The sequence below is a fragment of the Pseudoleptotrichia sp. genome (genome assembly GCF_057270515.1).
Map to the genome: position 1 here is coordinate 60074 of NZ_DBHIXS010000002.1, position 19824 is coordinate 79897.

A 19824-nucleotide genomic window follows, 5' to 3' on the forward strand; every position below is an offset into this window, starting at 1 on the left:
AAGTTTGGATATTTAGAAAATTTATTATTTTTTATAATCTGCTATTGCCTATATTACCATTATTAGAAATTAAGAAGTTAAACGGAATTAAAATTATAAATGTTAGAATTATAGATATTAAAGTTATGGATAAAGAGGGAAGAATGGATAAAATAGAAAATAATTATAAAGTAGGACAGAAATTAAAAATCGAAATAGAAAAAATAGTATTCGGAGGGGAAGGATTGGGGCATATAGACGGATTTACAATATTTGTTCCTATGAGTGTTCCCGGAGATATTCTTGAAATTGAAATAATTTCGGTAAAAAAATCTTATGCGAGAGGTCTGATTACGAAAATAATAAAGGCGGGAAATGATAGAATAAAAGATACTTCCAAAATAAGTTTTGAAGATTTCGATGGCTGTGATTTTGGAATGCTGAAATATGAAAAACAACTTGAATATAAAAATGAAATGTTGAAAGAAGTTCTGAAAAAAATAGGAAATATAAACCTTGAAAATATTAAAATTGAAAATATTATAGGGAGTGATATAAAAACAAATTACAGAAACAAAACGGCGGAACCTCTTTTTAAAAAAGACGGCAAAATTATGACAGGATTTTATTCAAAAAAATCTCATAATATATTTTCTGCAAAGGAGAGTCTGTTAAAATCAAAAATTGCCGAAGAAATAATAAATAAATTTTTAGAAGAAATAAATAAATTTTTGGATACAAAAAATGAATTTAAAGTCTATAATGAAATAACGGATACAGGTTTTCTGAAGCACATTATTGTAAGAAATAATGAAAAAAATGAAGTTATGATTATAGTTGTGGTCAGTAAAAAATCCCAATATAAACAGTTGGTGAAAGTTCTTGAGAAATTATATAACGGGAATGAATGTCTGAAATCTGTATATATTTCAGTAAAAAAAGAATCTAATAACGTTATATTAGGAGAAGAAATAAGACATATTTTTGGAAATGAATATTTAGAAGAGGAAATAGAAAATATAAGATTTAAAATATATCCTGATTCATTTTTCCAGATTAATAAATTTCAGGCTATAAAGCTGTATGACAAAGCAATAGAATTTTTAGGAGAAAGTAAGGATAAAACAGTAATTGACGCCTTTTCAGGAACGGGAACGATAGCAATGGCACTTTCTTCAAAAGTCAAGAAATCAATAGGAATTGAAAGTGTTGAAAGTTCGGTAATAGCTGCCAATAAAACGGCTCTTGAAAATAATATAGAAAATACGGAATTTATAAACGGAAAAGTTGAAAAAATACTGCCCGATTTGCTGAAAAAAGAGAAAGTCGAAGCTATAATATTTGACCCTCCGAGAAGAGGAATAGAAGAAAGAGCTTTGAAAAGTGTTATAAAAAATAAAATTCAGAAAATAGTATATATTTCATGTAATCCTGCAACTTTTGCAAGGGATGTAAAAATACTTGCCGAAAATGGATATGAGCTGAAAAATGTGTCAGCCGTGGATATGTTTCCGCAGACCAGTCATATTGAGTGCATAGCATTGATACGAAGAGCGGAGAGACTATAAAATCTTGTAGTAAAGTCATATAACAAAATTGAAAAGAAAGAAAAGAGAATATCATAGTTATGATAGAATTACTGCTAATATAATGGTATAAATGAGTAAGAGGGAATATGAAGTTAAAATTGTTGACTTCTGCAATTAAATTAGCATAGAGGGCTTTGGCTTTTTTCGTCTAAAGGAGGTTATTATGTTATTAAGTATTTCGCTAATTCTTATTGTAGGTGCAACTATGGCGTGGTTGTGTCGGAAAATTAGATTACCGAGTTTGCTTGGTATGTTAGTTACCGGTATTATTCTTGGACCTTATGTAACTAATTTATTAGATAACAGTATACTTGGAATATCAATAGAACTTCGCAAGATTGCACTAATAGTTATTCTCACAAGAGCAGGTCTTGGACTGGACTTATCAGGACTAAAAAAAATAGGAAGACCGGCAGTTCTTATGTGCTTTATACCTGCGAGTTTTGAACTCATAGGAATGATTTTGCTTGCTCCAAAACTTATGGGATTAACAATGTTAGAAGCTGCAATTATGGGAGCTGTTCTTGCTGCCGTATCACCGGCTGTGGTTGTTCCAAGAATGGTAAAACTTATGGATGAAGGTTATGGAGTAGAAGAAGGAATACCTCAGTTAATTTTGGCAGGAGCATCAGTTGACGATGTATATGTTATTGTTTTGTTTTCTACATTTGTTGGAATGATGCAAGGCAAAGGGGCTTCGATAATTAGTTTTATTAATATTCCTGTTTCAATATTTTTGGGAATCATGATAGGTATATTACTTGGCTTATTATTAGCAGATTTTTTCAAGAAAATTCATATTCGAGATACTTCAAAAGTGCTTATCATTTTGAGTATCACATTCCTACTTGTAGTAATTGAAGATAAATTAACTACTGCAATTACTTTTTCTGCATTAATTACAGTTATGTTTATTGGAATAGGATTACAGAGAAAAAACAAAACTGTAGCAGAAAGACTTTCTATAAAATATGGGAAATTATGGGTAGCAGCAGAGATATTTTTATTTGTGTTGGTTGGTGCAACTGTAAATATCGGATATATCGGGAAAGTTGGAGTGAAGGCTATTATAGTAATTGTAGGTGCATTGATATTTAGAATGCTAGGTGTATTTGTGTGCTTATTAGGGACAAGAATTAAGGGAAAAGAAAAATTGTTTGCTATGATGGCATATACTCCAAAGGCAACTGTTCAGGCTGCTATTGGAGGGATACCTCTTGCACTTGGATTTTCTTGTGGTGATACAGTGCTTACAGTAGCAGTACTTGCGATAGTTTTTACAGCTCCAATTGGTGCATTTGCTATCGATTTATCGTATAAAAAATTATTACAAAGGAGATAAATGGCGATAGTAAACAGAGAATTCGAATCTAAGTAGATAAATAAGATATAAAAGATTGGAAAAAGCTTCCGAAGAAATTTTGAAAAAATTTTTATAAAAATTGAAATTCATTGTTTTGAGTCAAAAAAACAAATATTACAAAAATCATAAAAAAATAGTAAAAAAATATATTTATTTGATAAACTTATTGATATAAAATAGATATCAAGACTGTAATCTATCGAAGTTTATTTATAAAGAATAATAATTTATTGAATTATAAAATTTTATCAGTTAAATAAAATATATCTTTTAAAAATTTTGAAAGGTAAGATATATAAATATAAAATTTTATTAGTCAAATCGGTTTGTTTTCTGTTTTATAATGAATATCATAAAATTTTGAACAAATTCATAAATATATCTTTTACTATTTTTATTATGGAAATTATTATTTTTTAAAACAGTTCTTTCTTATCTTTCCTGTTTAATCTAAAATTACGTTTTCCAGTAAAGAAGACCTCATTATATCAAAAGGCATTACCCAGCCTCCACCATTGGAATCTAAATCGACAGTCCGTCCCACTTTTTTTCCTGCATTTTTAAATACGAGATATACAAACTGGGAGCAATACAGTCTTTTGTCAAAATTTTTATTGAAAGTAAGTCCGTAAGGTTTGTAAATTGTCTTGTTTATTTCTTCAAAAAGGGCATTTTTAAAATTATCATCTATCCCTTTCAGTCTGAAAACAGAGATTTTTCTGTCAATTCCCTGCCACACAAATAATGGACTTTCACTATATCCATTGGAATAGGAAGGGAATTCCACTATTTTTTTTTCTTCATTCAGGACAGCCACATGCCCCCACATCGAACGGAGAGAAGACTTTTTGGATAAAACGAGAATATCTCCGGGCTGTAATTTTTCAGATTTGTCAATAACTTCTTTGGCTGAATACCATTTATAATTTGGGTCGATAGATTTACAGGCGACAAGAAGCAGAGCCAGAATCACAGTTAAAAAGACTTTTCTTAGTACATTTGAGATTTTGGAATTGTAAAAAACAGAGTTCATCAGATTAGTTTCCTTTCAGTATATTATATTTTTTTAATTTTCTATGTATATTATATAAAAAAGAAACAAAATAGTCCAGTGAAAAAATTTAGTTGCCAAAAATTACTAAAGTTTGTATAATTATATAAAAATAAAAGAATATAGAGAAACGGAGAGAAAATATAATGAATATAGTCGCACCGGCAGGAAACTATGAAAAGTTAGAGGCGGCAATAAAAGCAGGAGCAAATGAAGTCTACTTTGGTCTCAAAGGATTTGGAGCCAGAAGAAATAATGAGAATTTAGGAATAAAGGAAATACTTGAAGGGATAGATTATGCTCATTCGAGAGGAATAAAAACATTAATTACATTAAATACAGTGATGAAAGATGTGGAAGTCGACGCTGCATATCGCAATATAAGCAAAATATATGAACATGGATTGGACGCTGTAATAGTACAGGATTTAGGATTTATGAGTTTCCTTAAGGAAAATTTTCCAAAACTGGCATTACACGGAAGTACACAAATGACAGTTGCCAACCATGTGGAAGCAAATAAATTGAAAGAACTGGGCCTGAGCCGTGTAGTTCTCGCAAGAGAAATGTCCTTTGAAGAAATAAAAAGTATAAGGGAAAAAACGGATATAGAGCTGGAAATATTTGTTTCAGGCTCTATGTGTATTTCTTATTCGGGAAACTGCTATATCAGCAGCTTTATAGGGGGGAGAAGTGGAAATAGAGGACTTTGTGCGTATTCATGCAGAAAAAAATTTGAAGATGAAGAAGGAAATAAGGCTTATTTTCTAAGTCCGAATGACCAGCTTTTTCAAACTGAAGAAATAAATAAACTGAAAGATATAGGAATAAATGCCATAAAGGTCGAAGGACGTAAGAAATCAAGCGAATATGTCTATGAAACAGTGAGCTACTATGATAATATTCTCAAAGGGAAACCGAGACCGACCGAAAGTTATAAACTGTTTAACAGAGGTTATTCAAAAGGATATTTTTACCTTGATAATAAACTTATGAATTTTAAATATTCGTCAAATTTTGGATATTTTTTAGGTGCGAGAATAGGAGAAAGCAATAATTTCAGAATAGATGACGAGCTTATATTAGGAGACGGTATTCAGTTTGTAGACAGTGATTTTGAAAAAATTTCGGGAGAATATGTAAACAGGATAACTGTGAACGGGAAAAAAGTTCAGAAAGCTGATAAGGACGATATTGTTTCAGTAGGAAAACTCCCTGAAAAGACTAAATATATTTATAAAAACTATTCCAAAGAGATTAATGACAGGATAATACACAATATAAAAATATCTAAAAGATTTGCAGCCGTAGATGGAGAAATAACTGCAATAAAAGGTAGAGAGATTATTTTAAAATTTTCTATTTATAATTTGAAAAATGAAAAAATAGAAGTCATAAAAAAAGGAAAAATAATTGAAGAAAATGCCAAAAAACCTATTACTCATGAACAGATAGCCGAAAAATTGGGAGAATTGGGCGATACTACTTTTGAGCTGAACAATCTGAAAATAGATTATGACGGAGTTTCCTTCATTCCTTTCAGTGAGCTTAAATCATTAAAAAGGGAGTGTATAGCTGAATTACAGGAAAAACTTATAAATTCTTACAGAAAAAATATTGAAGAAAAGAAAGTAAAGATTTTCAATAATAAAGGAAAAACAGAGCCTATTTTTTCCGCTCTCGTTTCCAATAGTGAACAGGAAGCTGCATGTCGTGAAGCAGGAATAGAAAAAATATATCACAAGCAATATGATGTTGCCAAAGAAAAAAATCTTCATAAGACAGATAAAATAAAGATAGGTACGAATTTGGCTTCAAATCTTTATCAGGTAATAATGGGAGAAAAAAACGGTATAAAAGGTCAGTCTCTTGATTGGAACCTCAATGTATTCAATAATTATACCCTTGATTTATTCAGCAGATTTTCTAACCTTGAAACGGTATTTTTGTCTCCCGAGATGAGCTACAAACAGCTCAAAATGATAAAATCCGACAAAGTGAAAATAGGTATGGTAATATACGGTTATCTGAAAGGAATGTATATTGAACACAAAATATTTGATAAAGAATATAAGGAACTGAAAGGGGAATTTTTCGACAAGTACAAGTTATTGAAAAATGATCTGGATAATATTGAATTGTACCTTGATAAACCGATGAACCTTATTCCAAAACTCGATGAAATAAAAGAGTTTAATTTTGATGAACTGAGACTGGATTTTACTTTTGAAACTGCTGAAGAAGTAAGAAAAATAATAAAAAGTCTAAAAACTAAAAAAGGAAATTATAATCCTTACTCATTTGAGCGAGGAGTATTCTAATTTCAATGGGGTTGTTTCATATGTCAATGATAATTCTTCATCATAAATATTATATATTTCGAAAACTTAAAATACTTTGTTTTTAATAGTTTTTATCTATTTTATAAAAATGATAAAATTGATAGAATATAAATAGTGAAATATATAAAGTTTATGATTTGATATTTTTATAATTTATGAAACGATACTAAAAATTATAAATAAAAGAGAGGTCTGAAATTGGAAATTATAAAGAACAGAAATTATATTCAGAAAATGTATATGTTAATGGGCGGAGCAATTTTCACTCATTATGTTCTTGTTATAATATTATGTCTATTACTGCTGAAAGATATTTTTGTTACAGGAGAATATAAAAAAATATTAAAAGATAAATCTCTTGTTGCAGTAGAAGCTGTTTTAGGTTTTTCCATTATAATGTCGCTATGGTATCATAATTACGGCGGATTGATCGCGATACCTATACTTTTATGTATAATGGTCGGTCGATATTATACAAGAATAGTGAGCGATGATTTTAAAAATTATAATTTGGAACTAATGGCAAAATTTTCAGGAGCAGCATTTTTTATATCCCTTGTGGAAATTCTCATAACTAAAGACAGGGCAGGGTATTTTGCTTATCTTAACCCTAATTATCTGGGAAGCATAATGATGATGGCGTCTATTTTGAATTTATATCTGGCATTAAAGAAAAAATCCAAGAGAAATTTTTTGTTGTTCATTCTTAATTTTTCGACGATTTTACTGTCGGGTTCAAGGTCTTCCCTTGCAGCAGCCGTAATAGGAATATTTGTATTACTGTACTATTTTCTTGAAAAAAGGTATTTTGTTGCCTGTGTGTTTCTGTTAATAGGGTACGTTATCGGAGTATACTACGGAGTATTGCCTTTTTTGAGAGAAGATACTATTGTGAAATATTATTGGTTGAGAAGAGATATATTGAAAATGGCGTACAATGCTTTTAAGACAAATATATTATTTGGACACGGGAACTTTTACTATTTTAAATTTACAAAATTTTATCCCCATTCCCATAATGCTATAACAGAACTGCTTTTGAGCTATGGGATAGTGGGTACTCTTGCATTAATGGGAGTATGGCTCAGATATATATATGATATTTTCAAAGATGATAAGAGTAACGTTTTAAAAATTTCAATAGTTTCAGGAGTTGTAGCTCATAATCTGACGGATTTTCCTATATTTTGGATACAGACGGTAATATTGTTTATAATGTTGCTGTCATGTTCGGAAAATAAGGAAGATGTGAAAAAATATAAAATAAAAATTTATAAACATAGAGGAAAATAATAAAAAAATAATAATAAAAAATAATGTAAAAATAATATTTATAAAATTTTTCAAGATATTACAGTTTAAAATAAAATTTGGAAAAAATCATTTATTTAGATTTTTAGAGAAAATTTTCAGTTTTAATAAATGATTATGATGATTATTCTAAATTAGTAAATTTTGATAAATAAATATGTTTTTTACATTATTTTTTATATGATTATTGCTATAAAATGTCTTATATAGAGCCGTCATAAAATTTTTTTATTTTTTGAATATTTTTTAGTCAACAAACAATAAATTTGTAACTTTTTCTATATAAGGAATTTCAAATTCATCTCCTAATATAGCTTTCACAATAGCGAAAATTTGAGCGATTATAACGACACATGTAATGATTCCGAATACAATAGTCCCTATAAAGATAACTATATTTAATAAAACGGCTACCATAATAAATACACTTAGTGCCAATGTCTGTTTAGCATATTTTCTGACAAACTGATTTTTAGTTTCTAAAATCAGTGCAATTATAGGAATTAGAATTCCCAGTCCTGTGAAAAAACTTAAATTTATAAGGGCAGCAGCGGCATTTGCTCTCAAGCCTCCTATAGTAACCTGTTCTTTAACGTTTAATTCCATAAAAAACCTCCTTAAATAACATATTACAATTTACTAAAAAATTTTAGCATAAAAAAAATAAAAAATCAATTGAAATTGACAATTAAAAAGGATATACTTATAATAATAAGAAAGTGATAATGGAAGGAAACGGATGATATATTTTATAGGTGGAATGAAACACAGGGAATTTAAATATTTTGAGTTGATTGAGAAAATCAGGAAATCAAATCAGGAAATAACTGAAAGTTTTTTTGATGTAGATATAAAAGAAGAGGATAAGTTTCTTGAAAAAATAAGTTTTAATTCAATATTTTCAACAAATGAGCTGATTGTGTTAAAAAGAGCCGAAAAACTGAAAGATTTGGAAAAAACTCTTGATTATATGGGAACTCTTGATATAAATAATAAGGAAATAATAATAGATTATTTCAAGGAAGACGGAAAAATAGGAGTCAAACTCTCAAAAAAACTCGAAACAATGAAAAAAGAGGGGAAAGTGGAAGTCCATTTATTTCCTAAAGAAGACGATAAAGAAATTAGAAAATACATAAAAAATGAACTTGGAATATCCGAAAAGGATACGGCGATATTGTTTGAAATGATAGGAAATAACCCTTTTAAAGTAAAAAATGAAGTTGAAAAAATAAAAATATATTTAAATGGAGAAAAAATCAATATAAATGAAATAAAAAAAATAATCTCTGTTGAGAAAGAATATCAGATTTATGAGTGTACTGAAAAGATATTTACAAAAAAAGCTTCGGAAGTTATAGAATATCTTGAAAGGACAAAAGAATATATGGCAGTCCTTTACGCCTTATATAATGAAATTGAGATTATGTATAAACTTAGTAGCCTTATAAAATCAGGAGTAAGTCTGACTAATAATTATAACATTTTTAAAATGGAATTTGAGCAGATAAAAGATGTTTTTAAATCTAATAACAGAATTCCTAATCCTTATTCAATATTGAAAAAAATGGAAAGACTGAAAAATTATTCAAATGAAAGTTTGAAAAACCTTGTATACAGATGTTGGGAAATGGAAAAGGATATAAAAACAGGAAAAATAGAACAGGAACCTGCAATAGAAACATTAATAATGGAAATTGAAAATCTATATGGGAAAAAATAGGAAAAAACTTGATTTTTATTTGAAAAAATGTTAATATACTTTGGTAATTTTGCGTATACGTTTAGTTATAGAGCAATATTCATAAATATGAATAATGATTTGAAAGGAGGAAGGAATGGCACATTCAAAATCATCTAAAAAAAGAATTTTCATTGGTGAAAGAAATGCAAATAGAAATCAGGCTATAAAAAGTAGAGTAAAAACATTTGTAAAAAAAGTTCTTTCAGCTGTTGAAGCTAAAAATGTCGACGAAGCTAAAACAGCATTACAGGTTGCCTATAAAGAATTGGATAAAGCTGTAACTAAAGGAGTTCTCAAAAAGAATACAGCATCAAGAAAAAAATCAAGACTTGCATTAAAAGTTAATTCATTAGCGAGCTAATTGTAATGGGTTAATTTTAAAAAAATTTTTTTAAAATTATCATAAAAAGAGGCTATCTTAAATAAATCAGAAAAAATTTTCTGTTTTTAAGACAGCCTTTTTTGATTTCATTCTTTTTGTTTATTTGAGAGCTTTTTTAGTTTTGGAGATTTTCGCCATATTAATAGTCCAGTTCAACTTTTTCACAAGAATAAAAAATATTGTTGCTGCAAGGGTATTTGAGAAAAGATTTCCCCAGAACACGGCATATACTCCTAAAAATTTTTGAGTGGAAAGTATAAATAAGTATCTAAAAAACCATATTCTTAAAATAGCCATTAATAAAGGTATTTTTGTTCTTCCGAGAGCTATAAAAACTCCCTGACATACGGAAAAGACACCAAATCCTATGACTGAATAAGTGTAAATGTTTAAAGCGTTGTTGGCAATTTCCAAGACTTGTTTGTTTCGAGTAAAAAGAATTGTCAGCTTTTCAGCTAAGGGAACAACTGAAACAATCGTCAGTATAGCCATAACAATACTTAGAATATAGCCGTAAGTAAATATCTTTTTTGACTTTTTTATTTCTCCCACTCCCATATTCATACTAATCATTGTAGTTACTGTAGTTCCTATTGCAGACGGAAGTATAAAACAGATAGAGTTTATATTGGAAGCAATTCCCTGTCCATTGAGGGAAATGGCTCCGTATTTGTCAACTTCTTTGTTAATGAGTACAAATCCCGTCTGAATGAGCATATAACTCAACATGGAAGGAAATCCGATTTTAAAGAGTCTTGCAACAATAGGCAAATTCATACGGTATTTTTTTAAATCAAGTTTCATATCGCTATTTTTTATAAATAAATCGTGATACATCCATATAGTTATAGTAATATATGAGAAAAGACTTCCCATTACCGCTCCGATAATTTTCATTTCAAAGAAATAGAGAAATATGATATTGAATATAAGTTTTAGAATAAGCATTATAAATACTCTTATAAATGTTACTTCAGGTCGACCTATGGCATTTTTTGCAGAATTGTATATGGCGGTCATAAATACAAGAGGCATAACTAAAGAATAAAGGGAAATATAGACAAATACTTCGTGTCTGATTTCCGAAGTAATGGTAGAAGAGATAAAATATCCCGCTCCGATACATACGGGTACAAGAAGCAGACCTATTAAAAATCCGAAAACAAAAACTTGTAAAGTAACTTCTTTTACGGCTTTTATAATTCCCCGCCCATAAAGCTGACCTATCATTGCCATTGCGGCAGCTCCCAAGCCCTGAGACAGGGCAATCATAATATTTAAAACCGGCTGACTGAATGTAACTGCACTTGCCACAACTACCCCTGCAAGATTATTTAAAAACAGTCCGTCTGATAACGGAATAAAAGCCTGTATTGCTCCTACGAGCAGTGTGGGTGCGGATAGAAAAAGGAGAGTGTTTAAGATACTTCCGTTGAGAATCATTTCTCTCCGCTCTTCTGCTGTCTGTTTTTTAAATATCATTATATATCCTCTTTTCTTTTAAAATATAATTTTATTTTATTATAACACTCTATTCAGAAAAATTATAGAGGGGAAATTTAAAATATTTAGTATATTTTAGTATATTATAATTAAAATTGGAGTGTTATAATTAAAGTACCGTAAAATAAAATAACATATAAAAACGGGAAATTAAATAAATAGGAAATTAAATAATTTAAAATAAAAAATATAAGAGAAAATATAATCGGGGAATGTAATAGAGAATATGGGTATGAATAGTTTGAAAAAAGTTAAAGTTTAAAAAATAATCTTTACAAATACAGAAAAAGTGTGTATAATATTTTAAGATAGAGGTGCAGTTATTAAGAGTAAATTTATGGAGAACAGTCAATTCAAAGAAGTAAATTGAAAGGAATCGCTGCCGAAGGGCAAAGTGCGACTGACTTTGTTGCTGGGGCTACGGAGAATATTCGTAGAACTGTCATTATCTTTGGATAATGTTGGGCTGTCAGATATAAATTACAAGTTTTTTTAAATTATTTGGATTAAAATATTTGTTTTATATACTGATTTCTCTATCAGTATTTTTTATTATATATGATTTAAAATTAAAAATATTGTTGAAAGAAATTTGGAAAAAATTCGGAATAGGAGGAAACAATATGAAATTATTCGGAACATCAAAAATCAATGAAAAAGGAAACTTGTCCATAGGAGGAGTGGATACACTTGATTTAGTAAAGGAATTTGGAAGTCCTCTTTATGTAATGGACCAGGAACTTATTGAAACAACAATAGATAAAATGAAAGAAGCATTTGTATCGCCAAGGTTTGACACACATATTGCCTATGCAGGAAAAGCCTTTTTTACTACAGGAATGGCAAAACTTATCGAAGCAAAGGATTTGGAACTGGACGTGGTGTCGGGGGGAGAACTGTATACTGCGTATAAAGCCGGATTTCCTATGAATAAAGTGCATATGCACGGGAATAACAAGACATATGAAGAACTAAAAATGGCGATAGACCTTGAAATAAAACAGATTGTAATAGATAATGAAGACGAAATAGAAAAAATAGAAAAAATATGTAAAGAAAAAAATAAAAAACAGGCTGTATTACTTAGAATAGATCCGGGAATAGAAGCACATACTCATCATTATATAAAAACTTCAGGACTTACATCAAAATTCGGGATTTCATTATTTCAGGAAAATCTGCTGGACATCATAAAAAGGATAAATGACAGTGAATATCTTGAATTTAAAGGATTTCACACACATATAGGCTCGCAGATATTTCAGACAGTATTCTTTATATTTGCTTTAGAAGAAATATTTAAATATCTGGATAAATTGAAAAAAGAATTGGGAATTGTAGTACATACAGTAAATATGGGCGGAGGCTTCGGAGTATATTATAAAGAAGGAGACGCTCCTGTACCCGTTGAGGAAATATTAAAAGAAATAATAATTTATGCAGAAGCTATGGAAATCAAGTATAAAATAGGATTTAAAGAACTGTGCATTGAGCCGGGAAGAAGTATCGTAGGAAATGCGGGGACTACTCTTTATAAAGTGGGAGGCATTAAAAAAACTGTAGGAGGGAAAACCTATGTTTTTGTAGACGGAGGAATGGCTGATAATATAAGACCTGCTCTTTATCAGGCCGAATATGAAGCGGGAATTGTAAATAAACTGAATGAGAAAGCTACAGAAGAAGTTACTATTGCGGGAAAATTTTGTGAATCGGGGGATATACTTATAGAAAAGACAAAATTGGAAAAAACTCAGGTGGGAGATATTTTAGCAATGACTGTAACGGGAGCTTACTGCTATTCGATGTCGAGTAATTACAACCGATTTACGAAACCTGCCGTCGTATTCGTAAAAGACGGGAAAGCCAAAATTGCAGTGAAAAGGGAAACTCTTGAAGATCTTGTTAGAAATGATGAAATTTTTGAATTATAATTTTTATTTTCAGTTACAACAAAAAATGTTATAATATAAAGATAAAATAAAAATAAAAACAGATTTTTCAGAAAGTAGGATTTATAGTGATAATCGTACATAAATACGGGGGAAGCTCAGTAGCTACGACCGAAAAGATAATAAATATAGCAAAATATTTAGGAAAAGTGAAAGATGAAAAAAATGATGTGGTAGTCGTAGTTTCGGCTATGGGAAAAACTACGGACAAACTTATAAAACTGGCTCATGAAATTACCGAAGACCCTGACGAAAGGGAAATGGACAGACTTATGTCCACAGGGGAACAACAGACTATAGCTCTGTTGAGTATAGCTCTCCAGTCTTTAGGATATGACGCTATTTCACTTACGGGTCGACAGGCAGGAATAAAGACATCAGGTCATCATACTAAAAACAGGATAGAAGAGATAGACGGCGATAAAATAAAAAAACATCTGAAAGACGGAAAAATAGTTATTGTGGCGGGATTTCAGGGAGTAAATGAAAATGGAGATGTAGCAACACTTGGAAGAGGAGGTTCCGACACTTCGGCAGTGGCTCTGGCTGCGGCTCTCGGAGGGAAATGTGAGATATATACCGATGTTGACGGGATATACTCGATAGATCCTCGGATTTATCCTGAAGCAAAAAAGATACCTGTTATATCTTATGACGAGATGATGGAATTAGCTTTTTTAGGTGCGGGAGTAATGGAGCCGAGAGCAGTTGAATTAGGTAAGAAATATGGTGTTGAAATATATGTAGGAAAATCTTTGGAAGGAAAAAACGGGACAATAATAACTGCAAAGGAGAAAATAATGGAAGATAAAGTAATAACAGGAATATCCGTCAATGAAAATGTATTAATGGTGAATATTGAAGAAATTCCTACTTATGCTAAAAATGTTTACACAATATTTGAACAGGCTGAAAAATTTGGTGTAAATATAGGTATGATAAGTCAAAACGACGTGTCCAGTGAACATGGAAGTTTTGCATTTACGTGTCCCATGAGTGATGAAGTTTCTCTTGAAAAAATAAGAAAAATTTTAGAAGAAAAATTTGACAGAATTTCCGTTATTATAAATCCTAATGTAGTGAAAGTTTCTATTGTAGGCATAGGACTTATAAGTAATATAGGAATTGCAGCAAGGATATTTAAAGTTCTTTCAGAAAATAACATAAGTTTTCATCAGGTTGCAACTTCGGAAATAAGTATAGGAATAATAGTAGATGATGTAATGGGTAAAAAAGTTGCAGAATTATTTGCAAAAGAATTTAATGTATAAAAATTTGTTTTCAGAAGGAGGAATAAAAAATGGTAAAATTTGAAAAATATCAAGGTGCGGGAAATGATTTTATTATTGTCAATGAAAAAGACCTTATAGAAAAAGGAATACCTGATTATAATCAATTTGCGAGTGAAGTTTGTTGCAGGCATTTCGGTATAGGGGCTGACGGTCTTTTAATATTAAAATATGTTGCGAATATGCCTTTTATGTTTTATTATAATTCTGACGGAAGTCAGGCTCCAATGTGTGGAAACGGAATAAGATGTTTTGCCTTTTATCTCAAAAATAACAATGTGGAGCAGGAAGATACATTTACAGTGAAAACTTTGTCGGGAGATTTGACAATTGAAACTAAAAATGAAAATGATACATTCTTCGTCAAAGTAAATATGGGAGAACCTATATTTGATGTAAAAAAACTGATAAATATAGAAAAAGAAAGATTTATGCGTGAAAAAATAACTATAGATGAAAAAGAAATTGAAATTTCATATGTATTTATGGGAACGGATCATTCAGTAATATTTGTAAATGATTTTTCTGATTATGATATTGATGATCTGGGTAAAAAAATAGAAAACTATACGGAAATATTTCCTAAAAAAGTAAATGTCAATTTTGTAAAAGTAATAGACAGGTCAAATATTGAAGTGATTACTTGGGAAAGAGGAGCGGGAAGAACTCTTGCATGCGGTACAGGAGCGACTGCTTCCGCTGTTCTTGCGAGAATATACGGTTTCGTGGAAGACCGCATAAATGTGAAGGTTCCCGGAGGTAAACTCGTCATAGATTATGCAGGGTATGGAAGTGAAGCATTTATGACAGGTTCAAGCGAAAAAATAGCTGAAGGATATTACGTTTTTAAAAGATAATAATACAGAGAAAGTAACAGGGAAGGATGATAATTATGAAATTTGAAGGATCTTATGTAGCATTGATAACTCCTTTTAAAGAAAATGGAGAAGTTGATGAAGACAAAATAAGGGAACTTGTAAATTATCATATTGAAAACGGAACATCGGGAATAGTGCCTTGCGGAACTACAGGAGAAGCACCGACACTGACATTTTCCGAACATGAAAAAGTTATAAAAATAGTAGTCGAAGAAGTAAAAGGGAGAATAAAAGTAATAGCAGGAGCGGGTTCAAATAATACGGACAGAGCAATAGAACTTACAAAATATGCAAAAAAATTAGGTGCAGATGCTGCACTCAGCACATGTCCATATTATAATAAACCTACCCAGAGAGGTCTTTATGAGCATTACAGGAAAATAGCCGAAGAGGCAAAATTTCCGATTATGCTTTATAACGTTCCGGGAAGGACAGGAACGAATATAGAAGCTGAAACAGTGGCAAGGCTTGCAGAAATTCCTGAAATAGTAGCGATAAAAGAAGCAACCGGAAGTTTGGAACAGATGATAAAAATTCAGGATTTGTGTGGAGATAAAATTGAGATTTTATCAGGAGAGGACCATTTAATACTGCCAATGCTGTCGATAGGAGCTAAAGGAGTAGTTTCAGTTGTTGCAAATATTATGCCGCGTGAAATGAGCGAACTTATAAGTTCCTTTTTAAACAGGGAGTTTGAAAAAGCATACAATTTACATACAAAGCTATATGAAGTCAGTAGAAATATGTTTATTGAGGGAAATCCTGTAACAGTAAAATCCGCTATGAATATTTTGGGACAAATTGATAATGACCTGGTAAGACTTCCTTTAGTTTCAGCAGAACAGAAAACAAAAGATAAATTGACAAAATTTTTTAAAGAAAGAAGTATCATATAGTAGAACATATAGTAGAATAAGTATATTAAAATAAATATATTTTTCTATAATTTTAGATATTGTAATTTTGTATAATGAGTATTTTTAAGAATGTTTCTAAAATGCTCATAAGTTTTTAAAGTATTTATTAATAGTAAAATTAGAATAATATAAATCAGAAGAGGAGGAAAATTTGAAATATGAAAAAATATAATGTAGCAGTTGTGGGAGCAACAGGACTTGTAGGGCAGACATTTCTCAAAGTTTTAAAGGAGAGGGGATTTCCTATAGAAAAACTGTACCTTTATGCGTCAGCAAGGTCAGCGGGGAAAACAGTGAATTTTGAGGGGAAAGATTATACAGTTATTGAGCTGAAGGACGAAAATATAAAGGATGATATAGATATAGCGTTATTTTCGGCAGGCGGGAGTATTTCCAAAGAATATGCACCAAAGTTTAAGGAAAAAGGTGCAATTGTTGTAGACAACAGCAGTGCATGGAGAATGGATAAAGATATTCCTCTTGTTGTGCCTGAAGCAAATCCTGAAGCACTTGACGGACAGAACGGCATAATTGCCAATCCTAACTGTTCCACAATACAGGTAATGCCTGTTTTAAAAGTATTGTCAGATAAATATGGGCTTAAAAGAGTAATTTATTCCACTTATCAGGCTGTGGCAGGTTCGGGACAAAAGGGGATTGATGACTTGGAAGCAAATTTGAAAGGAGAGCCGTCCAAAAATTATCCTTATCAAATAGCGTTTAATCTGTTACCTCATATTGACGTATTTTTAGATAACGGATATACAAAAGAAGAAATAAAAATGGTAGAAGAAACAAGAAAAATATTAGGACTGCCAAACCTGAAAGTGACTGCAACATGTGTAAGGGTACCCGTAAGAATGGGACATGCAGTGTCGGTCAATGTAGAATTGGAAAAACCTTTTGATTTAAAAGATGTATTTAAAGCTTTTGAAGAAAAAGACGGAATTATTGTAAAAGATGATGTTTCAAAAAATGTTTACCCTATGCCTATCGAGGCGGCAGATACTGATGAAGTGTATGTAGGAAGAATAAGACGGGATGAATCTGTAGAAAATGGGCTGAATTTATGGGTAGTAGCTGATAATATAAGAAAAGGAGCAGCTACAAATACAATTCAGATAGCTGAAACACTAATAAAAAAAGGAGTTATATAATTGAAATTAAATAAAATAAATACAATAAAAAATAAAATATTTATGCTGTTAATATTTTTAGCTGTATTTATTTGCGGATACGCTGAAAATAATGAGCTGAAAGTAGGTATGGAGTGCGGTTATGCCCCTTTTAACTGGTTTCAGAACAATGGTAAAAACGGAGCAGTAAAAATTGAAAACGGCTATTGCGGCGGTTATGATGTAGAAATAGCAAAACTGATAGCAAAAGGATTGGACAAAAAATTAGTCATAGTCAAATCTGAATGGGATGCATTATTAGGGCCTGCACTGACTTCGGGGAAAGTCGATATAGTAATAGCAGGAATGTCTCCTACTCCCGAGAGAAAACAGAGTTTATTATTTACAAATCCCTATTATGAATCTGATTTAGTAGTAGTAGTAAAAAAAGACAGTAAATATGCTGTTGTCAAATCCATTGAAGATTTTGAAGGAGCAAGAATAACAGGACAGTTAAGTACGCTTCACTATAATGTAATAGACCAGATGAAAGGTGTGAATAAACAGCCTGCAATGGAAAATTTTCCTTCGATGATAGTAGCTTTGAATTCGGGGAAAGTAGACGGGTATGTTTCAGAGAGACCTGGAGCAATGGCGGCAGCGATCTCAAATCCAGGACTTACTTTCGTAAGTTTTGAAGACGGAAAGGGTTTTAAATACGAGAAATCCGAACTGGATGTAGCGGTAGGAGTAAAAAAAGGTAACGAAGAACTGGTGAACAAAATAAATAAAATTTTGGCAGGAATATCATCAGAAGAAAGAAAACAGATTATGGAAACAGCAATAAAAAATCAGCCTGAAACAGGAGAAACAGGACAGAGAACATTTTTCGACTGGGTTTCTTTCTTTGTTGTAAATAACTGGCAAGCATTTTTGCAAGGAACAGTAACGACTCTTGTAGTTTCTCTTACAGGGACAATAGTAGGATTTATAATAGGCTTGGGAGTAACATTAATAAAAAATGTAAATATTGATGAGAGAACTCCTGTGCTGAAAAAAATAGGACTGAAAATATTAAATACTATTTTTTCAGTGTACGTAACAGTGTTTAGGGGAACACCTATGATTGTCCAGTCAATGGTAATATATTACGGTTCTTCCCAAGTATTTAACTGGAATTTTTCTCCGTTAGGTGCTGCATTATTTATAGTTTCCATTAATACGGGAGCGTATATGTGCGAAATAATAAGAGGAGGAATAGATTCCATAGATAAAGGACAGTTTGAAGCTGCCGAAGCTTTAGGAATGTCGCATTTTCAAATGATGAGCAGTATAATATTTCCGCAGATGTTCAGAGTAATATTACCTGCCATTGGAAATGAATTTATTATAAATATAAAAGATACATCGGTTTTAAATGTAATAAGTGTTACCGAGCTGTTTTTCGTGTCCAAGTCAGTAGCCGGATCATATTCCCGTTATTATGAAGTATTTATTATTACAAGTGTAATATATTTCTTCCTGACATTTACATTGTCTGCAATTTTAAAATATATTGAGAAAAAAATGGACGGTCCTCAAAATTTTGAATTTTTAGAGGAGATTTCCAAGGAAGAAGATACTCATCCGAAGAATGCAGGAGGAGAAGTGTAATGGAAAGAGGAAATAAAGTAATTGAGATAAAAAATATAAGAAAAGATTTTGGAACAAGAACAGTTCTAAAAGATATAAATTTTGATGTTCATGAAAAAGAAGTTGTAAGTATAATAGGCTCATCAGGAAGTGGGAAATCTACACTTTTAAGATGTATTAATTTACTTGAAAGACCGACAGAGGGAGAGATACTGTTTCATGGGAAAGATATAGTTTCAGGAAATCTGCCTCTTGTGAAACTGAGAGAAAAAGTAGGAATGGTCTTTCAGCAGTTTAATTTGTTCAATAACTTGAGTGTACTTGATAATTGTGTTATAGGACAAATAAAAGTATTGAAAAAATCCCGTGGGGAAGCTGAAAAAAATGCTAAAGAGCTTTTGGCTAAAGTCGGAATGGAAAAGTTTATTCATGCAAAACCGGCTCAAATATCAGGAGGACAGAAACAAAGAGTGGCAATAGCGAGAGCATTGGCAATGGAACCCGAAGTACTACTGTTCGATGAGCCGACTTCAGCTCTTGATCCTGAAATGGTCGGAGAAGTGCTGAAAGTTATGAAAGATTTGGCAAAAAGCGGGCTTACAATGCTTGTAGTAACCCATGAAATGGATTTTGCCCGTGATGTTTCAAGTAGAGTTGTATTTATGGATGGAGGGGTTATCGTAGAAGATGACAGGCCTGAAATAATATTTGACAATCCTGAACATACCAGAACTAAAGAATTTTTATCAAGAATGTTAAAGAAATAGTTGATATTATCAA

16 protein-coding genes and 1 riboswitch are annotated in these 19824 nt (G+C 31.1%); of the genes, 13 read left to right on the top strand and 3 right to left on the bottom strand.

Annotation, left to right across the window (positions count from 1 at the left end):
* Positions 1-143 precede the first annotated feature (143 nt).
* Together rlmD and ACO5J6_RS02090 are read left to right on the top strand one after the other, a co-directional pair.
* Positions 144-1547 carry a 23S rRNA (uracil(1939)-C(5))-methyltransferase RlmD gene (rlmD, locus tag ACO5J6_RS02085; RefSeq protein ID WP_485641739.1) on the top strand — a complete coding sequence of 468 codons (1404 nt, stop codon included), beginning with the start codon at positions 144-146 and terminating at the stop codon, positions 1545-1547.
* A gap of 184 nt (positions 1548-1731) precedes the next feature.
* A complete protein-coding gene (locus tag ACO5J6_RS02090; protein WP_485641740.1) occupies positions 1732-2910 on the top strand; it encodes a cation:proton antiporter in 1179 nt (392 codons plus the stop codon).
* A gap of 466 nt (positions 2911-3376) precedes the next feature.
* Here ACO5J6_RS02090 and ACO5J6_RS02095 read toward each other — a convergent pair whose 3' ends face one another.
* On the bottom strand, positions 3377-3964 hold the full coding sequence (locus ACO5J6_RS02095) for a YiiX/YebB-like N1pC/P60 family cysteine hydrolase (RefSeq protein WP_485641741.1): 588 nt from the start codon (positions 3962-3964) through the stop codon (positions 3377-3379).
* Positions 3965-4128: 164 nt separating this feature from the next.
* On the opposite strand from ACO5J6_RS02095, the gene ACO5J6_RS02100 reads away from it, so the two are divergent.
* Both ACO5J6_RS02100 and ACO5J6_RS02105 read left to right on the top strand, forming a co-directional pair.
* On the top strand, positions 4129-6303 hold the full coding sequence (locus ACO5J6_RS02100; RefSeq protein WP_485641742.1) for a peptidase U32 family protein: 2175 nt from the start codon (positions 4129-4131) through the stop codon (positions 6301-6303).
* A 219-nt stretch (positions 6304-6522) separates the two neighbouring features.
* Entirely contained in the window at positions 6523-7617 is a 1095-nt protein-coding gene (locus tag ACO5J6_RS02105) for an O-antigen ligase family protein (protein WP_485641743.1), read from the top strand.
* Between the two features lie 264 nt (positions 7618-7881).
* Here ACO5J6_RS02105 and ACO5J6_RS02110 read toward each other — a convergent pair whose 3' ends face one another.
* Positions 7882-8241: a magnetosome magnetite crystal formation protein family gene (locus ACO5J6_RS02110; RefSeq protein ID WP_485641744.1), complete on the bottom strand. Its 360-nt coding sequence runs from the start codon at positions 8239-8241 to the stop codon at positions 7882-7884.
* 133 nt (positions 8242-8374) lie between these two features.
* Here ACO5J6_RS02110 and holA point away from each other — a divergent pair, with 133 nt between their 5' ends.
* Positions 8375-9358, top strand: coding sequence for a DNA polymerase III subunit delta (gene holA / locus ACO5J6_RS02115; RefSeq protein ID WP_485641745.1), 984 nt, complete (start codon positions 8375-8377; stop codon positions 9356-9358).
* Positions 9359-9473: 115 nt separating this feature from the next.
* The gene (gene rpsT, locus ACO5J6_RS02120) at positions 9474-9740 is read left to right on the top strand and encodes a 30S ribosomal protein S20 (RefSeq protein WP_485641746.1); all 267 of its coding nucleotides are present in this window, start codon (positions 9474-9476) and stop codon (positions 9738-9740) included.
* A gap of 120 nt (positions 9741-9860) precedes the next feature.
* Here the strand turns inward: rpsT and ACO5J6_RS02125 are convergent, their stop codons facing one another.
* Positions 9861-11243 carry an MATE family efflux transporter gene (locus tag ACO5J6_RS02125; protein ID WP_485641747.1) on the bottom strand — a complete coding sequence of 461 codons (1383 nt, stop codon included), beginning with the start codon at positions 11241-11243 and terminating at the stop codon, positions 9861-9863.
* A gap of 322 nt (positions 11244-11565) precedes the next feature.
* A riboswitch (Lysine riboswitch) is annotated at positions 11566-11741 on the top strand.
* A gap of 146 nt (positions 11742-11887) precedes the next feature.
* Between ACO5J6_RS02125 and lysA the strand changes: the two genes are divergently transcribed.
* The 7 genes from lysA (at position 11888) to ACO5J6_RS02160 (ending at position 19811) form a co-directional block, all read left to right on the top strand.
* Positions 11888-13195: a diaminopimelate decarboxylase gene (gene lysA / locus ACO5J6_RS02130; RefSeq protein ID WP_485641748.1), complete on the top strand. Its 1308-nt coding sequence runs from the start codon at positions 11888-11890 to the stop codon at positions 13193-13195.
* 86 nt (positions 13196-13281) lie between these two features.
* On the top strand, positions 13282-14484 hold the full coding sequence (locus ACO5J6_RS02135; RefSeq protein ID WP_485641749.1) for an aspartate kinase: 1203 nt from the start codon (positions 13282-13284) through the stop codon (positions 14482-14484).
* A 29-nt stretch (positions 14485-14513) separates the two neighbouring features.
* Complete coding sequence (dapF, locus tag ACO5J6_RS02140; RefSeq protein ID WP_485641750.1) at positions 14514-15359, top strand: diaminopimelate epimerase; 846 nt, start codon at positions 14514-14516, stop codon at positions 15357-15359.
* Positions 15360-15394: 35 nt separating this feature from the next.
* Positions 15395-16276 carry a 4-hydroxy-tetrahydrodipicolinate synthase gene (gene dapA, locus ACO5J6_RS02145; protein ID WP_485641751.1) on the top strand — a complete coding sequence of 294 codons (882 nt, stop codon included), beginning with the start codon at positions 15395-15397 and terminating at the stop codon, positions 16274-16276.
* Positions 16277-16455: 179 nt separating this feature from the next.
* Positions 16456-17454 (top strand): aspartate-semialdehyde dehydrogenase, encoded by a 999-nt coding sequence (locus ACO5J6_RS02150; RefSeq protein ID WP_485641752.1) that lies wholly within the window; start codon positions 16456-16458, stop codon positions 17452-17454.
* On the top strand, positions 17455-19065 hold the full coding sequence (locus ACO5J6_RS02155; protein WP_485641753.1) for an ABC transporter permease subunit: 1611 nt from the start codon (positions 17455-17457) through the stop codon (positions 19063-19065).
* Positions 19065-19811, top strand: a complete 747-nt coding sequence (locus ACO5J6_RS02160) for an amino acid ABC transporter ATP-binding protein (protein ID WP_485641754.1) — start codon at positions 19065-19067, stop codon at positions 19809-19811. Before ACO5J6_RS02155 ends, ACO5J6_RS02160 begins: the two co-directional genes overlap by 1 nt.
* Positions 19812-19824 lie beyond the last annotated feature (13 nt).